13 protein-coding genes are annotated in these 19,560 nt (G+C 61.4%); 4 read left to right on the top strand and 9 right to left on the bottom strand.

Going from position 1 to position 19,560, the window contains the following annotated elements:
* Positions 1-30 precede the first annotated feature (30 nt).
* Positions 31-1,146 carry a DUF2336 domain-containing protein gene (locus HMPREF9695_RS05340; RefSeq protein WP_006019792.1) on the top strand — a complete coding sequence of 372 codons (1,116 nt, stop codon included), beginning with the start codon at positions 31-33 and terminating at the stop codon, positions 1,144-1,146.
* A gap of 40 nt (positions 1,147-1,186) precedes the next feature.
* Here the strand turns inward: HMPREF9695_RS05340 and HMPREF9695_RS05335 are convergent, their stop codons facing one another.
* A complete protein-coding gene (locus HMPREF9695_RS05335; RefSeq protein ID WP_006019791.1) occupies positions 1,187-1,828 on the bottom strand; it encodes an NrsF family protein in 642 nt (213 codons plus the stop codon).
* A 2-nt stretch (positions 1,829-1,830) separates the two neighbouring features.
* The gene (locus HMPREF9695_RS05330; RefSeq protein WP_006019790.1) at positions 1,831-2,376 is read right to left on the bottom strand and encodes a sigma-70 family RNA polymerase sigma factor; all 546 of its coding nucleotides are present in this window, start codon (positions 2,374-2,376) and stop codon (positions 1,831-1,833) included.
* 233 nt (positions 2,377-2,609) lie between these two features.
* Between HMPREF9695_RS05330 and HMPREF9695_RS05325 the strand changes: the two genes are divergently transcribed.
* Positions 2,610-3,323, top strand: a complete 714-nt coding sequence (locus tag HMPREF9695_RS05325) for a hypothetical protein (protein ID WP_006019789.1) — start codon at positions 2,610-2,612, stop codon at positions 3,321-3,323.
* A 181-nt stretch (positions 3,324-3,504) separates the two neighbouring features.
* Positions 3,505-4,284 carry an enoyl-CoA hydratase gene (locus HMPREF9695_RS05320; protein ID WP_006019788.1) on the top strand — a complete coding sequence of 260 codons (780 nt, stop codon included), beginning with the start codon at positions 3,505-3,507 and terminating at the stop codon, positions 4,282-4,284.
* Here HMPREF9695_RS05320 and HMPREF9695_RS05315 read toward each other — a convergent pair.
* On the bottom strand, positions 4,281-6,137 hold the full coding sequence (locus tag HMPREF9695_RS05315) for an acetyl-CoA hydrolase/transferase C-terminal domain-containing protein (RefSeq protein WP_041711343.1): 1,857 nt from the start codon (positions 6,135-6,137) through the stop codon (positions 4,281-4,283). The genes HMPREF9695_RS05320 and HMPREF9695_RS05315 overlap by 4 nt on opposite strands.
* A gap of 277 nt (positions 6,138-6,414) precedes the next feature.
* Here HMPREF9695_RS05315 and HMPREF9695_RS05310 point away from each other — a divergent pair, with 277 nt between their 5' ends.
* A complete protein-coding gene (locus tag HMPREF9695_RS05310) occupies positions 6,415-7,830 on the top strand; it encodes a TolC family outer membrane protein (protein WP_006019786.1) in 1,416 nt (471 codons plus the stop codon).
* Positions 7,831-7,833: 3 nt separating this feature from the next.
* Here HMPREF9695_RS05310 and HMPREF9695_RS05305 read toward each other — a convergent pair whose 3' ends face one another.
* From HMPREF9695_RS05305 to HMPREF9695_RS05280, 6 genes are all read right to left on the bottom strand, one after another.
* A complete protein-coding gene (locus HMPREF9695_RS05305; RefSeq protein ID WP_006019785.1) occupies positions 7,834-10,953 on the bottom strand; it encodes an efflux RND transporter permease subunit in 3,120 nt (1,039 codons plus the stop codon).
* 54 nt (positions 10,954-11,007) lie between these two features.
* Entirely contained in the window at positions 11,008-12,270 is a 1,263-nt protein-coding gene (locus HMPREF9695_RS05300) for an efflux RND transporter periplasmic adaptor subunit (protein WP_006019784.1), read from the bottom strand.
* Between the two features lie 110 nt (positions 12,271-12,380).
* Positions 12,381-13,778, bottom strand: a complete 1,398-nt coding sequence (locus HMPREF9695_RS05295) for a CoA transferase (RefSeq protein ID WP_006019783.1) — start codon at positions 13,776-13,778, stop codon at positions 12,381-12,383.
* A gap of 67 nt (positions 13,779-13,845) precedes the next feature.
* Positions 13,846-17,223, bottom strand: coding sequence for an error-prone DNA polymerase (locus HMPREF9695_RS05290; protein WP_006019782.1), 3,378 nt, complete (start codon positions 17,221-17,223; stop codon positions 13,846-13,848).
* A complete protein-coding gene (locus HMPREF9695_RS05285; RefSeq protein ID WP_041711339.1) occupies positions 17,220-18,815 on the bottom strand; it encodes a Y-family DNA polymerase in 1,596 nt (531 codons plus the stop codon). The genes HMPREF9695_RS05290 and HMPREF9695_RS05285 overlap by 4 nt, the downstream gene beginning before the upstream one ends.
* Positions 18,706-19,491, bottom strand: a complete 786-nt coding sequence (locus tag HMPREF9695_RS05280) for an ImuA family protein (protein ID WP_006019780.1) — start codon at positions 19,489-19,491, stop codon at positions 18,706-18,708. The genes HMPREF9695_RS05285 and HMPREF9695_RS05280 overlap by 110 nt, the downstream gene beginning before the upstream one ends.
* Positions 19,492-19,560: the final 69 nt, after the last annotated feature.

The raw sequence follows: 19,560 nt of genomic DNA, 5'->3' as shown, positions 1-19,560 counted from the left end.
CTCGCTTCGGTGTTTCCAGGACAGAAAGCCATGAGTTCGAGATCGACAGCACGGCCGGCCAATCTTCTCGATGAACTACAGAATGCTCTCGCTCACGGCACTGTGGCACGCCGCGTGGAGACGCTGCGCCGGGTCACCGATCTCTTTCTGTACGGTGTAACGGACTACTCCGACGAGCAGATCAATGTTTTCGATGACGTCTTTCATTGTCTGATCGAAGAAATCGAGACCTCGGCCAAGGCCCTGCTGGCGAAACGAATGGCGCCAGTGCCGAAAGCGCCCCCGCGCCTGATTTACACGCTTGCCTTCGACGACGAGATCGAGATCGCCGCACCAGTGTTGTCGCTGTCAGAGCGGCTGAACGACGATATGCTGATCAAAAACGCGCGCAGCAAAAGCCAGGGCCATATGCTCGCGATTTCGAAACGAAAGGTTCTGAGCGACGCCGTCACCGACGTTCTGGTTGAATGCGGCAACAACGACGTCGTCGAGAGCACCGTCAACAATCCGGGCGCAGAATTCTCTGACAAGGGGTTCACGGAGCTGGTCTCCCGCGCCGAGGGCAATGACAATCTCGCTACTTGTCTTGGCGCACGGCGAGGAATTCCAAGGCCTCACTATCTCAAGCTCATCGCAAGAGCGTCGGACTCAGTACGAGAGCGCCTCCAGGCCGCAAACCCCCGCGCAGCGGACGATATCTCGGCCGCCGTCAAGGAAGCCGCATTCAACGCCGGCCATGGAGCCTCCACACGCGGCGAAACATCTCAGGCGATGCGTCTCGTTAAATCCCTCTTCGACGACGGACGCCTCGACGAAAGGCAGATCGCCGAATTCGCGGCGTCCGGGCGCTTCGAAGAAACAGGTGCCGCGATAGCTGTATGTGCGAATGTTCCGGTCGCGACCGTCGAAAACATGATGATCGAGTCGCGCTCGGAGGGATTGCTGGTCCTCGCCAAGGTCGCAGGGCTATCTTGGATGTCGCTCAAGCTGGTACTTGAAATGTGCGGCAACGCGTCCGGAACCGAGATCGAGAATATCGACGAACACAAATCAAGCTACGACATGCTGCGCCCTTCGACCGCGCAACAGGTGCTGCGCTTCTACCAGATGCGGCAGGACACCGCGCAGACGGAATCTGCTGTGTGAGGACGATGGCGCCGGACTTCGCACCGCCCGTCACATGAATTTAGAATCTCAGGACGCGCGAGCCCGCGAGCGCACCAATCGCCGCAACGATTGCAGCCGCCATCGAATACCACGTCGCTACGAACATCGGTGAGTCGTCGGTGCAGTGCGCCGCGTAAAGCGTTGCAGCCAAACCGGCCGATAGCAATCCGGCGAAAGCTCCGGTCACAGCCGGCCGCGACGGCGCACCGCGCCGCAAGGCTACCAACGCCGCCGCCAGCAACGGCAGGGACAGCAGCGGGATGGCGACCAGGCAAAGTTTCGAGTTGGAGCCCACCATCCGCGTCGCAATCGGGGCACGATTTGGCATCATCATCATCTCGCCCATCATGCCGATTCCGAGCAATCCGGCCGGAACCGCCAGCAGCCACGCCCAGCGCCCAAGCGAGGCTTCCGGCCGTGAAAGACGCAGGCTGATCACGATAGCGCCCGCGGCCAGCGCGAGGGTGACGGCGAACTTCAGATCGAACATCGGATTGCGCATGGCGGTCATCACGTCGGAGCGCACACCAAGCCCAGCCAGGAACAGCGCAGTCGATACCGGCACCGCAAGCACCAGTGCGGCCAGCAGCAGATGACCGACCGAGCGTTCGTGTGTGTCGTTGTCCGCGGCGAGGGTGCGGATAAGATCGTTGGTGTCCATGGTCATTCTTTCCGCAGTTTGCTTGCGAGACCCGTTAGTCCCCGGTGCAGCGCCACGCGCACAGCGCCCTCGGTCATCGAAAGTTTAGCCGCCGTTTCCTTGATAGATGCACTGTCGACGGCGATCGATTGCAACACGTCCCGCTGCCGCTTCGGCAAGCCGTTGAGATGGCTCGTCACCTCAGTCGGCGCCACACTGTCCTCGACCGGCGCACCCGCCAGAGTCTCCGAAAAATCGTCGATGTTGACGAAGACCCGGCGGCCGCGGCGGCGCAGGGCATCGATCAGCTTGTTGCGGGCAATCGCGAACAGCCACGGCGCGAACGGGGCGTTGGCGTCCCAGGTATGCCGCTTCAAATGCACCGCTAACAAAATGTCCTGCACGATGTCCTCGGACTGGTCGACCGGCTGACCGGCTCTCGCCAGACCGCGGCGCGCCCCTGCTCGCAGGACCGGCGTCACGGCCTTGAGGAGGCGATGATATGCGGCGTTGTCTCCGGCATTGGCCGATCGCATCAGATCGGTCCACTCGTCCTCACGTCCGCGCACGCGCGCTCCTATCAAGGCAATTCGCTCCTGTTCCTAAAGTGTTACGGGGAGAAATTGCAATCACGCAATCGTGAACGATTTGGTTCCCGAGATCGAACGAGGCTGCGCGGGGCTCCGGCTGTGGGCCTTTTTTAGGGCAAAAGATCACAAGATTCCCTCTTTCTGCCGTCCTGTGGCCATTCCGCACCGGTCTGTTCCCTGTGCTGGAGGCTCTGGCAAAAGGGGAAATTGCCATGCGGATTAGGAGTGCAGGATTAGCGGCGCTGGTCGCTGCCGCCGGAATCTGGATGAGCTTTTCAGTCGAGCCGGCGATGGCCGCCAAATCGACAACCAAGACTGAAAAAGCCGCGAAGGTCACCTCGACCAACCGTCCCGTTGTTCTCTCCAAATTCAAAAAGCAGCGCGTGGCTGCGAAGAAATCCAAATCAGCGCGATACGCCATCAAGTCAACGCGATACGCGAAGAAGGCAGGATCGAAGGTCTCGTCGAAGATTATCGAGGCTCCAGAGACATGGGAGGACAAGCCGGCGCGTAGCGAGGCCAAGACCGCCAGTCAGAGCAAGACCGAGTTGCCGGCTTCGGTCGCCAATGCCCGCGCCCAGGCCCTGGCGGAAGACCAGGCGAGGAATTTCGCCGCTCTCGACAGCACCGATGCTCCGGTCGTGGACGGCATGCAGCTTGCTGCCGCCGACCAACTGACCGATGCCGACCGCGCTGCGACGGCCGAGACCGCGCAGGATTCCGGCGCTCCGGCCGCCCCCGTCGCAGTTCAGCCGGCGCCGGTCCAGAGCGGCAAGATCATCCGGGCGACATCGGCATCGGAAAAGCCCGTATTCAAGACTGATGACGGGGACCCGTGGAGCAAGACATCGCTGATCGGCAAGATCTTCATCGCGTTCGGAAGCCTGCTGACACTGGCATCGGCGGCCCGTCTGCTGATCAGCTGACGCAAACACCGTCTGCATCAGACGCAAACGCCGGTCCGCAGCCTTGCGAACCGGCGTTTTTGTTGCGCACGTGACGATCAGCCCTGACATCCCCGGTCTTGCGGAGACCAGCCCCGGAAGGCACATTGCCGCACAACGGCGCGCAGGCGCTGATCCTCAGACATCCTTCAAGGGGCGAAACATGTCAGCATTCGAGCACATCATCGTTGAGACCAGGGGCGCGGTCGGCATCGTGCAGATCAACCGGCCCAAAATGCTCAACGCTCTCTCCTTTGGTGTCTTCAAGGAAATTGCGATCGCGATCGATCAGCTCGAGGCCAATACTGGTGTCGGCTGCATTGTCGTCACCGGTAACGAAAAGGCATTCGCCGCCGGCGCCGACATCAAGGAAATGCAGCCGAAGAAATTCATCGACATGTTCAGCGAAGACTTCATGGATATCGGCGGCGATCGCGTTGCGACCTGCAAGAAGCCGACCATCGCGGCTGTCAGCGGCTATGCGCTCGGCGGCGGCTGCGAACTTGCGATGATGTGCGACATCATCATCGCGTCCGACACCGCTAAATTCGGTCAGCCCGAAATTACGCTCGGCACCATTCCGGGCCTTGGCGGCACACAGCGGCTGACGCGCGCGGTCGGCAAATCCAAGGCGATGGACCTGTGCCTCACCGGCCGCATGATGGATGCGGCGGAGGCCGAGCGCTCGGGCCTCGTCAGCCGTATTTTCCCCGCCGATAAGCTGATGGAAGAAGTGCTCGCGATCGCGGAGAAGATCGCATCGATGTCGCAGCCTGCGGTCGCGATGGCAAAGAGCGCCGTCAACCGCGCGCTGGAAACACCGCTCGCCGAAGGCATGAATGTCGAGGGCGATCTGTTCCACGCGACGTTTGCGCTTGAGGATCGTTCAGAAGGCATGGCCGCTTTCATCGAGAAGCGGAAGCCGAACTTCAAGCACCGCTAGGTCTGGCTGCTCCGCGCCAGCGCGGCGATCAGCAGGGCGCGATAGAACCGGTCGGCAAAGGACGTCGGCCGTTCGAGTTGCATACGCGCAAGACATGCTGCTGCCAGTTCGGCGGAATGGTTGTCGCGGCGGCCTTCCCATGCCAGTCCGAGCAAAGCCAGCGGACTGGCGGTCGCCTCCTTCAGAATCTGAAGGGCCGGGATCAGCCGCTGTTCGACGTCCGTGAAGTCGCTGCCGAAGGGGAATGCCGGCAGCAATCCGGCATCACGTGACGGCTTCAGGGCTGCGGCGACGCGGTCCGGGAAATTCTCGCGGTGGACGGCCGGAATCTCGTATGCCTTCGGCAGTTTGCCCGCCTCTTTCGCCTGCCGCATCAGTTCGCCTTGAAACCGCGTATCCGTCACATTCAGCATCGCCGCGATCACATCGGCATCCGACTGGCCGCGAAGATCGGCAACGCCGTATTCGGTGACAATAACATCGCGCAGGTGACGCGGGATCGTGGTATGCCCGTAGGACCATCGCACATTGGACGCGACTTTCTTGCCGGAACCGCGCGTCGATTCCAGCGTCAGCATCGAGCGTGCGCCCTCGAGCGCAAAGGCCTGCGCCACGAAATTATACTGACCGCCGACGCCGCTCACGACCTGACCGTTATCGAGACCGTCGGAGACCACGGCTCCCATCAACGTCGCCATCATCGCGTTGTTGACAAACCGTGCATCGACACGCGCTCGCCGCTTGGCATCCTCGCCGCCATAGAGCTGGTTGGTGAATGAGACCGGCACCATCTGGATGCGTTCGATCTGCTCAGGGTTCATTTCACGCAGAGCACGGTAGAAGGATTTCGGGCCGAGGAAGAACGCGGCGTGCAGCAGCGCGCCATCGACCTCGCGCTTGAGCACGCCGGCATCGATCAGCGCGAGAAACGCCTCGAAAAACATTTCACTGACGCCGTAAAGACCGGCCGTGAATGGTCCTGCCTCGCGCAACGCCTGCCCCGGAGCCAACCGTGACATGATTTCGCGATAGGCTGCACTATCACGATGACGAACGATCAATCCTTGTGCGAGCGCATCGCCGACCTGTCCAATACCGATCTGCAAGGTGCCGCCATCGCGGATCAATCCAGCAGAATGCAGCCCGATGGCGTACTTGGTGTCCGAGATCGGCTCTGATGGCGGCGCGAACAGCGGGAAATCGGTCTCCGGACTGTCCAGCACCGCATGAAATTCATCCCCCGCCAGATCGCCCTGCCCCGGCATGAACGGCAGTTCGGAGTTCACCTGCCCCACAATCTTGAACGCGATCCGGCCCTCGGCGCGCGCCCGCATCAGATCGAGCGTGGTGTCGGTATTGCCGCTGAGGCTGTATCTGGTCTGGCCATCGACGATGCGCTTGGCCACCAGTTGGGCGATCACGTTGACGCCGCGGGTCAGCAAGTATGACGAGGCGTGGGTGTAGTTCGCCGAGATATAGTGCTGTTGCGCATAGGCATTGCCGAGCCACTTGCCTGCAAGGAAGAAGAATTCGACGATCTCGATATTCGGCTGGAGTGCCCGGGCATGCAGTGCCTTGGCGTAATCCAGATCCGGGTAGCCGCCGAACAGCCGGTCTATCACGGGTCCGATAAATCGCCGTTCGAGATCGGCCGACGGTGTCGGCTTCTCAAGTGTCAACGCCGTGAAAATGGTCAGATGGATCGAGCGGTCATTCAGGGCCCGCCGAAACAACGCATTGACGATGTGATTCGCCTTGCCGAGGCCCAAAGGCAGACCGACCACAAGCCTTGGTCCGACCTCGCGAATGATATCGTCCGCGATCGCCTCAGGGTCGGAGAAGATTCTTGGCATCGGATGTCTGCTGGTCCACTCCGCCGGACAGGCCGCGGTCATCGCATAAGGGCGCGCGACACTTAGCCACCGTGCCGGAATTTCACCGTAGGACATTGATCGGTCAAGACAATACAGGCCTGGTTGATAACAAAGCGGTGTACATAGTCACAGTCGGCGATTTTCTGTGTTCAGAGGTTTGCCCGAGCGAACATCGGCCTCTAAACAGTGTACGAATGAAGCTGCCGGATGGTGCAATCCCACCGCTGCTGTGAATCTCGGATTGTTACGGAAAACGATGGCTCGGCGTTCTTCAGGGTTTGGTGGCGTAGGCTGGCGCCTTGGTGTGTCGGGCGTCGCTATCGGTCTCGCGCTATCTGCCGGATTCGGGGCGCAGGCCCGGGCCGAGACGCTGAACGAGGCGCTGGTCAAAGCCTATCAGTCCAATCCGCAGCTCAATGCCGGCCGAGCCCAGCAGCGCGCCACCGACGAAAACGTGCCGCAGGCGCTGGCCGGCTATCGTCCGCAGATCGTCGCGAGTCTCAGCGCCGGATTGCAACCGGTTCGCAATCTGCTTCTGGATAACACCATCCAGACCGCGACCCTGAAGCCGTGGACCATCGGCGTGACGGTCACGCAAAACCTGTTTAACGGCTTCAAAACCTCCAACAGCGTCCGTGTTGCGGAATTTCAGGTGCTGTCCGGCCGGGAGGCCTTGCGCAACACCGGTCAGGGCGTCCTGCTCGATGCCGTCACCGCGTACATGAACGTGATCTCGAATCAGGCTCTGGTCGAGACCCAGCGCGGCAACGTCGCATTCCTGCGTGAGACCCTCGGCATTACCAAGAAGCGCCTCGACGCCGGCGACGTTACCCCGACCGACACCGCTCAGGCCGAGGCGCGGCTGAGCCGGGGCCTCGCAGACCTCAACGCTGCGGAAGTCGCGCTGGAAACCAGCCGCGCCATCTATGCGCAGGTGATCGGCAACATGCCCGGCAGCCTTGCACCGGCTCAGACGGTCGACCGCTTTGTTCCGAAAAGCCGGCAGGACGCCATCGACAGCTCGATTCGCGAAAATCCCGCGGTCATCGCAGCGACCTACGACGTCGATGTTGCCACCACCACCATAAGCGTCGCCGAAAGCAGCCTGCTGCCCCAGTTAAATGTGCAGGGCAACGTCAACCGCAGCACAGACGGCGACCCCAATCTCGGCACTAAGCGCGCCGATCAGGCCTCCGTGGTCGGTGCCCTCACCGTGCCGATCTATGACGGCGGAACGGCGGCCTCGCAGACGCGCCAGGCCAAGGAAACCGCGGTCCAGAGCCGGCTCGTGCTGGAACAGGTCAGAAATCAGGCCCGCACTGCGGCCATCAGCGCCTGGATCAGCAGCGAGGGCACCAAGGTCGCGCTGGCCGCCGCCGAGGCCGAGGTGAAGTCGGCGAACATCGCCTTGCAGGGCGTCCGGCGCGAGGCGCAGGCCGGACAGCGCACCACCATCGATGTGCTCAATTCACAGCAGGATCTCACGGCCGCGCGGTCCCGCCAGATTCTGGCACAGCGCGACCGCGTGATCGCCTCATATACCCTGCTGAGCGCAATCGGCCGTCTCGACGTCAGAACACTTGGCCTCAGTACGCCGGACTACCTGCCCGAGGTCCACTATCATCAGGTCCGCGACGCCTGGCACGGCGTACGCACGCCGTCGGGACGATAGCTCTTAGCGCACCCGGCGCGAGAACATCAAAATCAGGACCGGCAGCGTGATCAGGATGACCAGCGGCGCCACCGCCATGCCGGTCACGACCACCACCGCGAGCGGCTTTTGCACCTGAGACCCGATTCCCTCCGACATGGCTGCCGGCAGAAGACCAATGCCTGCGACGACGCAGGTCATCAGCACCGGGCGCAACTGAAGCTCGCCGGTCTTTATGACCGCCCTGACGCGATTGTATCCCTCGTCGATAAGCTGGTTGTATTGCGACAGAATGATGATGCCATCCATCACCGCAATGCCCATCAGCGCGATGAATCCGATTGCCGCTGACACGCTGAACGGAATGCCGCTGAACAGCAATCCAAGCACACCGCCGAAGATCGCCATCGGAATCACACTCATCGCCAAGAGAGTGTCGGGCATCGATCCGAAGTTGAACCACAGCAGAATGGCGATTAGCGCAAGGCTGATCGGCACCACGATAGACAACCGCCGGATCGCATCCTGAAGATTTCCGAACTCTCCGACCCATTCCATATGCGAGCCGGCAGGAAGCTGGACCTGCTCCGCCACCTTGTCCTGCGCCTCCTGAATGGCGCTGCCAAGGTCGCGCTCGCGCACCGAGAACTTGATCGGCAGATAGCGCTCCTGCTGTTCGCGATAGATATAGGCCGCGCCGGATACGAGTTTGATTGAAGCTACTTCCGACAGGGGAACCTGCTGGATCCCGTTCGGTCCCTGCGCGCCGATGCGCAGATTTTGAATCGCTTCGGCGCTCTTGCGGTATTCAGGCGCAAGGCGAACCACAATCGGAAAATGACGGTCGCTGCCGGGCTCGTACAGATCGCCCGCGCTGTCACCGCCAATCGCGACACGGATGGTCGCGTTGATGTCACCCGGCGAGAGGCCATACCGTGCGGCCCGTGCGCGATCGATGTCGATCTGGATCGTAGGCTGCCCCAGCGATGTAAAAACCGACAAGTCAGTGATGCCCTTCACCGTCGAGAGCACCGACTTGATCTTGTTGGCGGTCTTGGTCAATTCCTCAAGATCGCTGCCGTACAGCTTGATCGAGTTCTCGCCCTTCACGCCGGACACAGCTTCGGCGACGTTATCCTGCAGATACTGCGAGAAATTGAACTCGACGCCGGGAAATCTCTTCTGGAGTTGCCCCAGAAGATCGCTCGTCAGGTCGTCCTTGTCGCGCGAACCCGGCCATTCGTTGATCGGCTTCAGCGGCGCAAAGAATTCCGCATTGAACAGACCTGCCGCATCGGTGCCGTCGTCGGGCCGACCGTGTTGCGATACGACCGATTCCACCTCCGGCCGCGAGCGGATGAGCTTTCGCATTTCGTTGACGTAGGAGTTGCCTTCCTCGAGCGAAATGGTCGGTGGAAGTGTCGCGCGGATCCAGAGATTGCCTTCTTCGAGTTTCGGCAGAAATTCGAGACCCAGCATCCGCACAGCAACGAATGTGAGGATGACGAGTAATCCCGCAGAAGCCATTACGATCCGCCGGCTGCTGATCGCCCAATGCAGCAGCGGCATATAAACGCGATGCAGCCATTGCATGATGCGGGTTTCAGTTTCCTGGATATGCGCAGGAAGAATGATCGCGCTCAGCGCCGGAGTGATCGTGAAGGTCGCGAGCAATCCGCCTGCCAGGGCATAAGCGTAGGTCTTTGCCATCGGTCCGAAAATGTGACCTTCGACGCCGCTCAGCGTGAACAGCGGCAGGAACGCCGCGATAATGATCGCCGCAGCAAAGAAGATCGACCGGGAGACGTCGGCTGCCGCGCTGAGAATGGCATGGGCTTTCATGCCCATAATGGTTTCCGGCGAGATGACCCGCTCTTCAGACGCGGACAGTACGGTGGTCTGCGATAGTCTGCGGAAAATCGCCTCGACCATAATGACCGTGCCATCCACGATGAGACCGAAGTCGATGGCGCCCACCGACAGAAGGTTGGCGGATTCACCGCGCAGCACCATGATGATGACGGCAAAAAACAGCGCGAACGGAATCGTGGCGCCCACGATCACCGCGCTGCGCAGATTACCCAGGAACAGCCACTGCAGCAGGACGATTAGAAGGATGCCCACCACCATATTGTGGAGTACGGTGTGCGTCGTGGTGTCGATCAGATCCTTGCGATCATAGATGCGTTCTATCCGCACGCCCGGCGGCAAGATATTCGAGTTGTTGATCGTTGAGACAAGCTTTTCCACGCGCGCGATGGTCGGCGAGCTCTGCTCGCCACGGCGCATCAATACGATGCCCTGAACGATATCGTCGTCCGCGTTCATGCCGGCGACGCCGAGACGCGGCTTCTCGCCCACCGTCACGGTTGCAATGTCACGCACCAGCACGGGATTGCCGCCGCTTTGCGAGATCATGGTGGTGGCCAGATCGTCGATGGAACGGATCAGGCCGACGCCGCGAACAACCGCGGACTGCGTGCCGATGTTGACGGTGTTGCCGCCGACATTGATATTGGCGTTGCCGACGGCCTGCAGCACCTGCGGCAGCGTCAGGCCGAATGCCGTCAGCTTGTTGAAATCTACCTGAAGCTCGTAGGTTTTGGTCTTGCCGCCCCAGCTCGTGACATCGATCACGCCGGGCACGCTGCGGAAGCGGCGTTGCAACACCCAGTCCTGCAACGTCTTCAGATCCAGAACACTGTAGTTCGGCGGTCCTACCAGCCGATAGCGGAAGATTTCGCCGATCGGGCTCAACGGAGAAATCTGCGGCTGCACATTGCCCGGCAAGGGGCTGAGCTGCGACAGGCGGTTGAGCACCTGCTGCAAGGCTTCGTCGTAGGTATAATCGAATGAAAACTGAAGTTTGACGTCCGACAGACCGTAAAGCGAGATGGTACGAAGCGTCCGCAGGTTCTTCAGACCCGCGACCTGCGTTTCGATCGGAATGGTGATGTAACGTTCAATTTCCTCGGCCGACAGGCCGGGACTTTGCGTCACGATGTCGACCATCGGCGGCGTGGGATCGGGGTAGGCCTCGATGTTCAACTGCTGGAAGGCGATGACACCGCCGACCATCGTGATGACGAACAGCGCCACCATGAGGTAGCGGCGGTTTACAGCAAGAGCGACAAGGCGATCCATCGAGACCGGTCTTTCAGCGGGAGCGTATGACGTCGGGGAAAGACACGGAGCGGACTAGCTGCCTGACGCAGCGCGATCAATGAACAGGCTGCCTCGAGTCACGATATTCTCGTTCGGAGACAGATTGCTCTTCACTTCGACCAGATCGCCATTGGTCATACCAATCTTGATCTGGCGCAGTTCGATGGACTTGTCGTCGCGCACAACCCAGACCCTTACCTGATCGCCCTCGTAGATGAGCGCCTGCCGGGGCACGCCGACGGCCGGACGGTCGCCCGCGGAATAGATGGTCACGTTGGCGAACATCTCCGGCTTCAAGGCTTCGCCGGGATTGTCGATGGTGGCACGGACCATCAGACGGCGCGACGTCGGATCGATGGCCGCCGAAACATAATTGATGCGCGCGTTGAAGGTGCGACCCGGAAACGCGAGAACGCTGAACATAATTTCCTGGCCAACCTCGATGGCGGGCGCTTCGGTTTCGCGTACGAACGCCGTAAGCCAGACCGTCGACAGATCGCCGACAACGAACACCGGGTCGCTCGCACCGGCATTGACGTATTGTCCGGGGCCAACCTTGCGCTGTACGACCGTGCCGGCGATCGGCGAGAAGATCGTCGTTTCGCGATTGATGCGGCCCTTGTCCTGAAAGGCCGTGATGGCCTCGTCGGTCAGGCCGAGCATGCGCAGCCGACTGCGCGCGGCTTCCAACGCCGTCTCGCTCGCGCGCATGTCGTTCTGTGCGGATATCAGCGCTGCCTGCGATTGCTGATAGTCCTTCAGCGGCGCGGCCTTGCCTTCATAAAGATCGCGGGCGCGCTTGTCCTGGATCTGGGCCAGTTCGAGCTGTGACTTCGCCTTGTTCAGCGCTGTCGCCGCCGTGATGAAATCGTTCTGCGCCTGAACATTGTCGGCAGCCTCGATCACGAACAGCGACTGCCCCTGCGTGACCCTGTCGCCGGGCCGCGACAGCAGCTTGGTGACGCGGCCGGCATAAGGCGAGAAGACCGGCGTCGAGCGATCTTCATCGACCGCGATCTTACCTTCTGTGACATGCTCGGCGCGGAACGCGCGTTCAACCACCGGCTGAACAGTCAAGCTGGCCCATTCCGCCGCCGTCGGCGTATAGCGCAGCAAACCCTTTCGAGATTGGCTGGAGACGTCGGAATGGTTTTTGGGCGAAGCCCCCACAAACGTCAGGCCAAACGCCGCTAGCCCGGCAATCACAGCCACGCCAGCGCCCATAGCCAACCGCTGCCGGGGCATAGCCTGAATCCGGGCAATCAGAGCACTCAGTATGGTTGTCTTGTCGGTCATTCGAAATCCGTTATCCTGCGACGAGCCGACGCAGCCTGTCAGGCTAATAGTTCCTCTTCCTATTTAGGACAATCAAAAACCGACGGCATGGACATTATTTTCGGTTAACGTCAGCAGAATGAAGGCCACATCGTCTCGTGGGACCCGAGGGGCATTGCCGGGCGGCGCCAGAATGCAGGAGTTGCCGACATCACCGCCGCGTGACGAACACCCCGCAGTGCACCAAAACCCGATGCACTTTGCTCGATAAACGGCAGAATTTGGTCCGCCGTGAGGTCTGCCGCCGCCAAGCCATCGTCCAGCCGGCCCAGGTTCCAGAGCCAGCGCCCGGTCTGCGCCAGCGAAACCTTCACATGCCAGCTTCCGCCCTCCCGCGCCTGCCGCAAACGCGCCATCATGGCACCGAACGCCATCAGATACCCCGTGGCGTGGTCGAGGATCTGCATTGGCAACTCCTTCGGTCCGTCTATTCCGGCGGCCTTGCCCTCGGCGTGGTTGAACCCGGTTGAGGTCTGGACCAGGGAGTCGAAGCCGCGTCGGCCTGCCCAGGGGCCGGCGTGACCATAGGCGCACATGGATACGTAAACGATGCCCGGGCTGATCCGGGCCGCGTCTTCCGCCGAAAAGCCGAGCGCGGCGATCGATTGCGGCCGGTAGCCTTGAGAAAAAATATCGGCTGACGCCAGCAGGTCGCGCAGCACGTTCCTTCCCTGCTCCGTCTTGAGATCGGCGAAACTCGTCAGCTTGCCGCGGCCGGTATCGATGACGAGCCACGGGATCGAAGGCAAATTCGGCGAGGAAACCAGCATGACATCCGCGCCATGCGCCGCCCACGTACGACCTGCGACCGGACCGGCGATGACCCGCGAGAGATCGAGCACACGCAATCCCGCCAGCGGGCGATCACCGGCAGGCCATGGACGCGGCGCAGCTTCGCCGATTTTCTCGATCTGTATTAGCGGCAATGGTTCAAGGGCCTGCGCCTGGGACGTTGCGAGCCACTCGTCATGCGACCGCATCATCGAAACGACGCATCCGCCTGCATAAGCGTCGGTCTCGAATGCTTCGGCTTTCCATTGCATCAAAGCGCGCTGGACATCGTCGCGCTCCGGTTTGCAGGCCAGCACCTTGCAGACATTGTCGCGGTGATGCGGAAAATTGGTGTGGAGACGCACGAAGCGTCCGTCGCCCGTTTTATAGACACCTGCAATGGCGTCCCACGCCGGCGGCGGCGGTTTGTCATCGACCCGCAGATATCGCTCACTGCGGCACTCGACGGCCGCGTGCATCATGTCGACCGAAATACCTTGTGCCTCGCCGCTGCGGGCTTTCCATATTTCCGCTGCGGCAAGACCGGCGGCTGCAATCGTGACCTGCGAAGCGGCGCCGACGCGGAAGGACGACGGGAGGATTGGCTCGCGTCCCGTCAGCGTGACGGCATCGAGCGCAGAAGGTTCGCCGCCGCCGAGGGTCCAGAGATCAGCGAGAATATCGTGTACGGACTTCATGGCGCGGCTCCGGCATCAGCCGCCCCATTGAGCGGATGACGAAGGCCGAAGCAATTCACAAATCGTATCAGTGAAAATCCCGCGAGCGTGGAAGGATACGCACATTGCGCGGATGGCGTATTTTGTGAACGGGGCTGTCCGAATGCGCCTTCTGTTCATCCTCCAGTGGCTCGACAATATCCGCACCGGGAGGGATCGGATGTTTCCGACCAAGCGCATCGTTGGCGAGATTCATCAGGTCATGGGAGCGATCAAACAAACGCTCCGCCACCAGATGGACCACCCTGTCCGGGCTGCTCTGAATGGTCCCCTGCACCTCGATCAGCCGCGCGCCCATTACTTCCTTGCGAAATTTCTCCATCACTTTCGGCCACACCACGATATTGGCGATGCCGGTCTCATCCTCCAGCGTCATGAAAACGACACCCTTGGCGCTGCCGGGCCGCTGCCGGACCAGCACCACGCCGGCACAGCGCACCCGCTGTCTGTCATGGGCATGAGCGACAGCTTCGCACGCCACCACTCCCTCTTCCGCAAACTTCAGCCGCAGGAATTCCATCGGATGTCCCTTCAATGACAGCCTGATGGTCTGATAGTCGGCAACCACCTGCTCCGGCAGCGGCATTTCGGGTAACGGCTGAGCGGCTTCATCGGGTTGTTCGCGCGCCGCCGCGGCGGAAAACAACGGCAATGGAACATCGTCCGGCAACCGCCGCACCGTCCACAGCGCCTCGCGGCGATCGAGCCCGAGCGAGCGGAACGCATCTGCATCCGCCAGCAGGATCAGGGCGCGCTTCGGCAACCGCGTTTCACGGGCGAAGTCCTCCAGAGAGGTGAATGGTTTTCGTAATCGCGCGGCGGCGATGCGCTGATCCCAGTAATCCTTGCGGGACCTTTTTCTTGCCCGCAACTCCGGCGGCTTGCTCTCGTCCAGTTTCTCCTCGTCCAGATCGTAGACATCAAAACCGTCGATCTGCCGGAAGCCCAGCCGCACGGCGCAATACTTTCCGGTCCGCTCTTCCAGGGTATTCTGCCCAAAACTGTGAGATACATCGATCTCGCGCACCGTGACGCCGTTCTTGCGCGCGTCACCAACGATCTGCGCGGGTGCATAAAATCCCATCGGCTGCGAATTCAAGAGACCGCAGCAAAATGCATCGGGATGGTAATGCTTGAGCCACGACGACACATAGACAAGCTGCGCGAACGCCGACGCGTGACTTTCGGGAAATCCATAGCTGCCGAAGCCCTTGATCTGATCGAAGCAGCTTTGCGCGAACTTCGGATCGTATCCGCGCTTGATCATGCGACCGACCATGCGCTCCTCGAACTTCGGCATGGTGCCGACATTGCGGAACGTTGCCATCGCGCGTCGCAGACCATTGGCTTCTTCGGACGTGAATTCCGCCGCCGCCATGGCGATGCGCATGGCCTGTTCCTGAAACAGCGGCACGCCGAGCGTCTTTCGCAACACGTCCTTCAGTTCATTCTTGTTGCCGCCCTTCGGATAGGGATATTCGATCTCCTCCTCTTTCATCTGCCGCCGCTTCAGATATGGATGCACCATGTTGCCCTGAATTGGACCTGGCCGGACGATGGCGACCTCGATGACAAGATCGTAGAAGGTACGTGGCTTCAGGCGCGGCAGCATATTCATCTGCGCGCGGCTTTCGACCTGGAAGACACCGAGCGATTCACCCCGGCACAGCATGTCGAAGACCGGGCCGCTATCTTCATTCTCCGCCTTGATGTCCGCCAGTTCGTATCGCCTGCCCTTGTGATGTTCAATCAGGTCGAAGCACTTGCGGATGCAGGTCAGCATGCCGAGCGCCAGCACGTCGACCTTCATCATCTTCAACGTGTCGATGTCGTCCTTGTCCCACTCGATGAAGGTGCGATCATCCATCGCGGCATTGCCGATGGGGGCATAAGTGTCGAGATTGTCCTGTGTCAGCACATAGCCGCCGACATGCTGCGACAGGTGGCGCGGAAACTCGATCAGCTCGGTGGCGAGTTCAACGGCACGGCGGATCATGCCATTCTGCGGATCGAAGCCCGCCTGCCTGATCTGCATATCGCTGACCCCTGTGCCCCAACTACCCCACACCGTATCGGCGAGCGCGGCTGTCACATCTTCGGTCAGGCCGAGCGCCTTGCCCACATCGCGGATGGCGCTGCGCGGACGATAATGAATGACGGTGGCGACAATCGCAGCCCGGTGGCGGCCATAGCGGCGATAGACGTATTGCATCACCTCTTCACGTCGGGAATGCTCGAAATCGACATCGATATCGGGAGGCTCGAGCCGTTCCTCGGAGATGAAGCGTTCGAACAGCACATCCGTTTCGGCGGGATTTACCGAGGTGATGCCGAGCATGTAGCAGACGGCTGAATTCGCGGCTGAACCCCGCCCCTGACACAGGATATTCTGGCTGCGGGCATAGTGGACGATGTCATGCACCGTCAGAAAGTAATGCGCGTATTTGAGCTTTTCGATCAGCCTGAGTTCCTTGATCAGCGTGCCGCGCAGCTTGTCGTCGATCCCCTTTGGAAAATAGTTTTCGACGCCTGCCCATGTCAGATCTTCGAGATGCTGCTGCGCGCTTTTCCCCGCTGGGACAGGTTCATCCGGATACTGATACTTGAGTTCGTCGAGCGTGAACGTGATGCGATCGGCGAAGCGCATCGTTTCCGCAACCGCTTCGGGCAGATCGCGAAAGAGCCGCGCCATTTCGAAGCCGGGTTTCAGATGCCGCTCGGCATTGGCTTCGAGCCGCCTGCCGGCACGCATGATCGTCGTCTTTTCCCGGATACAGGTCAGCACATCCTGCAAGAGCCGGCGCGCCGGGTGATGGTAAAGCACCTCGTTGGTCGCCAGCAGCGGTACGCGAACCGAAACGGCAAGACGCTGAAGCCTGCCAAGACGCCGCCTATCATCACCGCGATACAACAGGCTCGCAGCGAGCCATATGTCTTTTGCACCGTCGGCGCGGCTGCGCTTCAATCGATCGAGAACCTTCAAGGCCGTTGCAGCCTCAAAACGGTGCGGCAGCACAAGAACGAGCAACTGCCCTTCGGCAAAATCGAGCAGATCGTCGAGCGTGAGATGACACTCACCCTTCTCCGCCTTGAGTTTGCCGCGCGTCAGCAACTGGCACAGCCGGCCATAGGCGGCGCGGTCGCGCGGATAGATCAGGATATCCGGCGTTCCATCGATAAATACGAGGCGGGCTCCAATCAGCAATCTGGGTTTGAATTTGACATCTGGGTTCCCGAGTTCCTTGTAGGCGCGCACGACACCGGCCAGTGTGTTGCGGTCGGCGATGCCGATAGCCGGAATGCGAAATTCGCCGGCCTGATGCACATATTCCTGCGGCTGCGATCCGCCGCGCAGGAACGAGAAGTTCGTCGTGATCCCGATTTCCGCATAGTCGGTGACTTTCATGCGAACAGCCCATGCACGAACCATTTCGGCTGAACCGGTTCGCCCTCGTCGGTGACAAGTTCGCTGCCGTAAAGACCATCGCGATAAATCCAGAAGCGCATCCCTTCCGCATCCTCGACGCGGAAATAATCACGCGTCAGCGTTTCTGGCTTCTGTCTCCACCATTCCATGGCGATGCGCTCCGGCCCCTCGACACGCACCACCGCATGGGTCGCACGCCGCCACGTAAACCGGGGCGGAGGTCCGTCAGGGACCGCGGCAGCAGTGACCTTGATTTCTTCCGGCCGCTCGAACAGCCGCAGCGGGCGCAGCGGCGGTTCGGCTTCGGCGCGCGCAGGCCACTCGGCGCTAGAAGCCGCGGCGAGATGTTGTTGCGCCGGAACAGCCAGCGCAGCGCGTTCCGGAATATGCGTATCCTGCGGCAGATGAACGACAACGCGCCTGCCGCCAAGACGCGCGGCGAGACGGTCGGCCAGCGCCGCCACTTCATCATTGTCCCGGGTACGGGTATCAAAATCGCGCTGCTCTTGCACCACAATCTCGACGCGGCTGGCCGACAGGCGGATCAGATCGAACCCGAAGCCGGGATCGAGCGGATCGGCCAGCGCATCGAGCCGCTCGCGGAACAGACGATCGACGACATTGACCCTGGTGACCGGCTGTCCAGTCTCCACCGTGATAGTGCGTACCGCGCCGTCGGTGCGGAAAAAGCTGGCCTCCAACTGCCGCGCGCCCTTGCCTTGCTTGTCCATCGCCGCGACCAGCATCTGCGCCAGACCGGAAAGAATGGCTGCGATCACAGTGTGGGTGGCGACCGGTTCGGCGAAACGCTTTTCCACCATGAAATCCGGCAGCGGCTTGCGAGGCGAGATCGGCGCGTCGGCCTGCCCCAACGCCTGTTGCAACAAACTCACGAACGCCGCGCCGAAGCGTGCGGCAAGTTCATGCGGCGCGCGCGCCGCCACATCGCCGACCGTTTTCAGACCAGCGCGGCGCAGGCCTCGTGTGATCGCATCATCAGCACCAAGCGCGTACACCGGCAGAGGTGCGACGGCACGCGCTTCCTCTCCATCGGGAACGATGCAGCTTCGCGCCGCGCGCGCCACGGTGCGCGCACAGACCGGCGTGCTGGCAATCGCCGCGTTGACGACAAAACCTTGCCGCGCCAGCGATCCGCAGACGTTGCGCAGCATCGCTGCCTCGCCGCCGAACAGATGCGCACAGCCGCTGATATCGAGCAGCAATCCATCAGGCGCATCGAGCGCCACCAGCGGCGTGAAGCGGTTGCACCAGTCGGCGATATCTTCCAGCAACTTTGCATCCGCCGCTTCGTCCGCGTCGAACACCTCCACATCGGGACAAACCGCGCGTGCGTTGGCAAGCGGCAGCCCGATCTCAAGGCCGATATCGGCAGCGGCGTCGTTCAGCGCGGAAATTTGCAGCGCATTGTTCAGTTTTCCGACGACCACACACGGACGCGCATCATCCGGCGCGGCGTCTTGTCCCGACAACTGACGCTTCAAGCGATCTGTCGGCAGGCGCGGCAGCCACAGGCTGAGAATGCGCCGTGCCTTCACGGAAGAGGCCCTCATCACATTTCCACTCCATGATCCATTGTCCGGTCTGGCCGTGACGGTTGCGAATGAGGCGTGCGTCAAGCATCGGCGCGCCCCACGCCTCGGTTTCGGAAAGTGAAGGCGCGGGACGCACCACCCACCGCGTCTCCGCCGTGCTGGCGGACGGCGTGGCGGCCGTACGCAACATCAGGCACGTGACATTCGACGCGCGCGCGGCCAGCGTCAGCCTGCGGCTTGCGACCAGATCGAGTGCCCGCACTTCGCCCCAGACATCCAGCACCACGGCACCCAGCGCATCGCAGGCGATCGCGTCGGCTGCGGCACGCAGCGCCGTCTCGGCATCCGTTGCCCGGACCGTCACCAGGAGACGCGGATCAAGCCCGAGTTCATTGAGGCCGCTCATCGACAGCACGCCGGATTCCCTATCCGCAAAATCCTGCCGCACCCAAACCAGCGGCCGCTGCCCCGCGAGGCGATGTGCCAGCCCCGCAATAAAGCCCGTCGCCGCCGCGCCATGACGGCCACCCTCGGCGAAGACCTCATGAAGCGCGCCGCGCACCAGCCCGCCCTGCAACACGGTGTCCGCACCCACATGGCCCAGCGCCACGCGCGCAAGGCCACCGGCTTCGCCCTCAAGGCGGCCGATGGTCCCTCGCAGGGACGCAAGCGTGGTCATGCGCGCGCCGGTCATGGGCCGCTCCTGGAAATTCTGGTCCGTTATCTGTGGTCGATTGAACGAATGACGGACTTATTTGTTCAT

The organism is Afipia broomeae ATCC 49717 (assembly GCF_000314675.2).
In the GTDB taxonomy this organism is placed as follows: Bacteria; Pseudomonadota; Alphaproteobacteria; order Rhizobiales; family Xanthobacteraceae; genus Afipia; species Afipia broomeae.
The sequence above is the reverse complement of the archived record's forward strand: the minus strand, read 5'-3'. Positions and strand labels throughout refer to the sequence as shown.

Coding starts and splice junctions, on each gene's coding strand:
- HMPREF9695_RS05340 (WP_006019792.1), top strand. CDS start 31: ATGAGTTCGAGATCGACAGCACGGCCGGCCAATCTTCTCGATGAACTA.
- HMPREF9695_RS05335 (WP_006019791.1), bottom strand. CDS start 1,828: ATGGACACCAACGATCTTATCCGCACCCTCGCCGCGGACAACGACACA.
- HMPREF9695_RS05325 (WP_006019789.1), top strand. CDS start 2,610: ATGCGGATTAGGAGTGCAGGATTAGCGGCGCTGGTCGCTGCCGCCGGA.
- HMPREF9695_RS05320 (WP_006019788.1), top strand. CDS start 3,505: ATGTCAGCATTCGAGCACATCATCGTTGAGACCAGGGGCGCGGTCGGC.
- HMPREF9695_RS05315 (WP_041711343.1), bottom strand. CDS start 6,137: ATGCCAAGAATCTTCTCCGACCCTGAGGCGATCGCGGACGATATCATT.
- HMPREF9695_RS05310 (WP_006019786.1), top strand. CDS start 6,415: ATGGCTCGGCGTTCTTCAGGGTTTGGTGGCGTAGGCTGGCGCCTTGGT.
- HMPREF9695_RS05305 (WP_006019785.1), bottom strand. CDS start 10,953: ATGGATCGCCTTGTCGCTCTTGCTGTAAACCGCCGCTACCTCATGGTG.
- HMPREF9695_RS05300 (WP_006019784.1), bottom strand. CDS start 12,270: ATGACCGACAAGACAACCATACTGAGTGCTCTGATTGCCCGGATTCAG.
- HMPREF9695_RS05295 (WP_006019783.1), bottom strand. CDS start 13,778: ATGAAGTCCGTACACGATATTCTCGCTGATCTCTGGACCCTCGGCGGC.
- HMPREF9695_RS05290 (WP_006019782.1), bottom strand. CDS start 17,223: ATGAAAGTCACCGACTATGCGGAAATCGGGATCACGACGAACTTCTCG.
- HMPREF9695_RS05285 (WP_041711339.1), bottom strand. CDS start 18,815: ATGAGGGCCTCTTCCGTGAAGGCACGGCGCATTCTCAGCCTGTGGCTG.
- HMPREF9695_RS05280 (WP_006019780.1), bottom strand. CDS start 19,491: ATGACCGGCGCGCGCATGACCACGCTTGCGTCCCTGCGAGGGACCATC.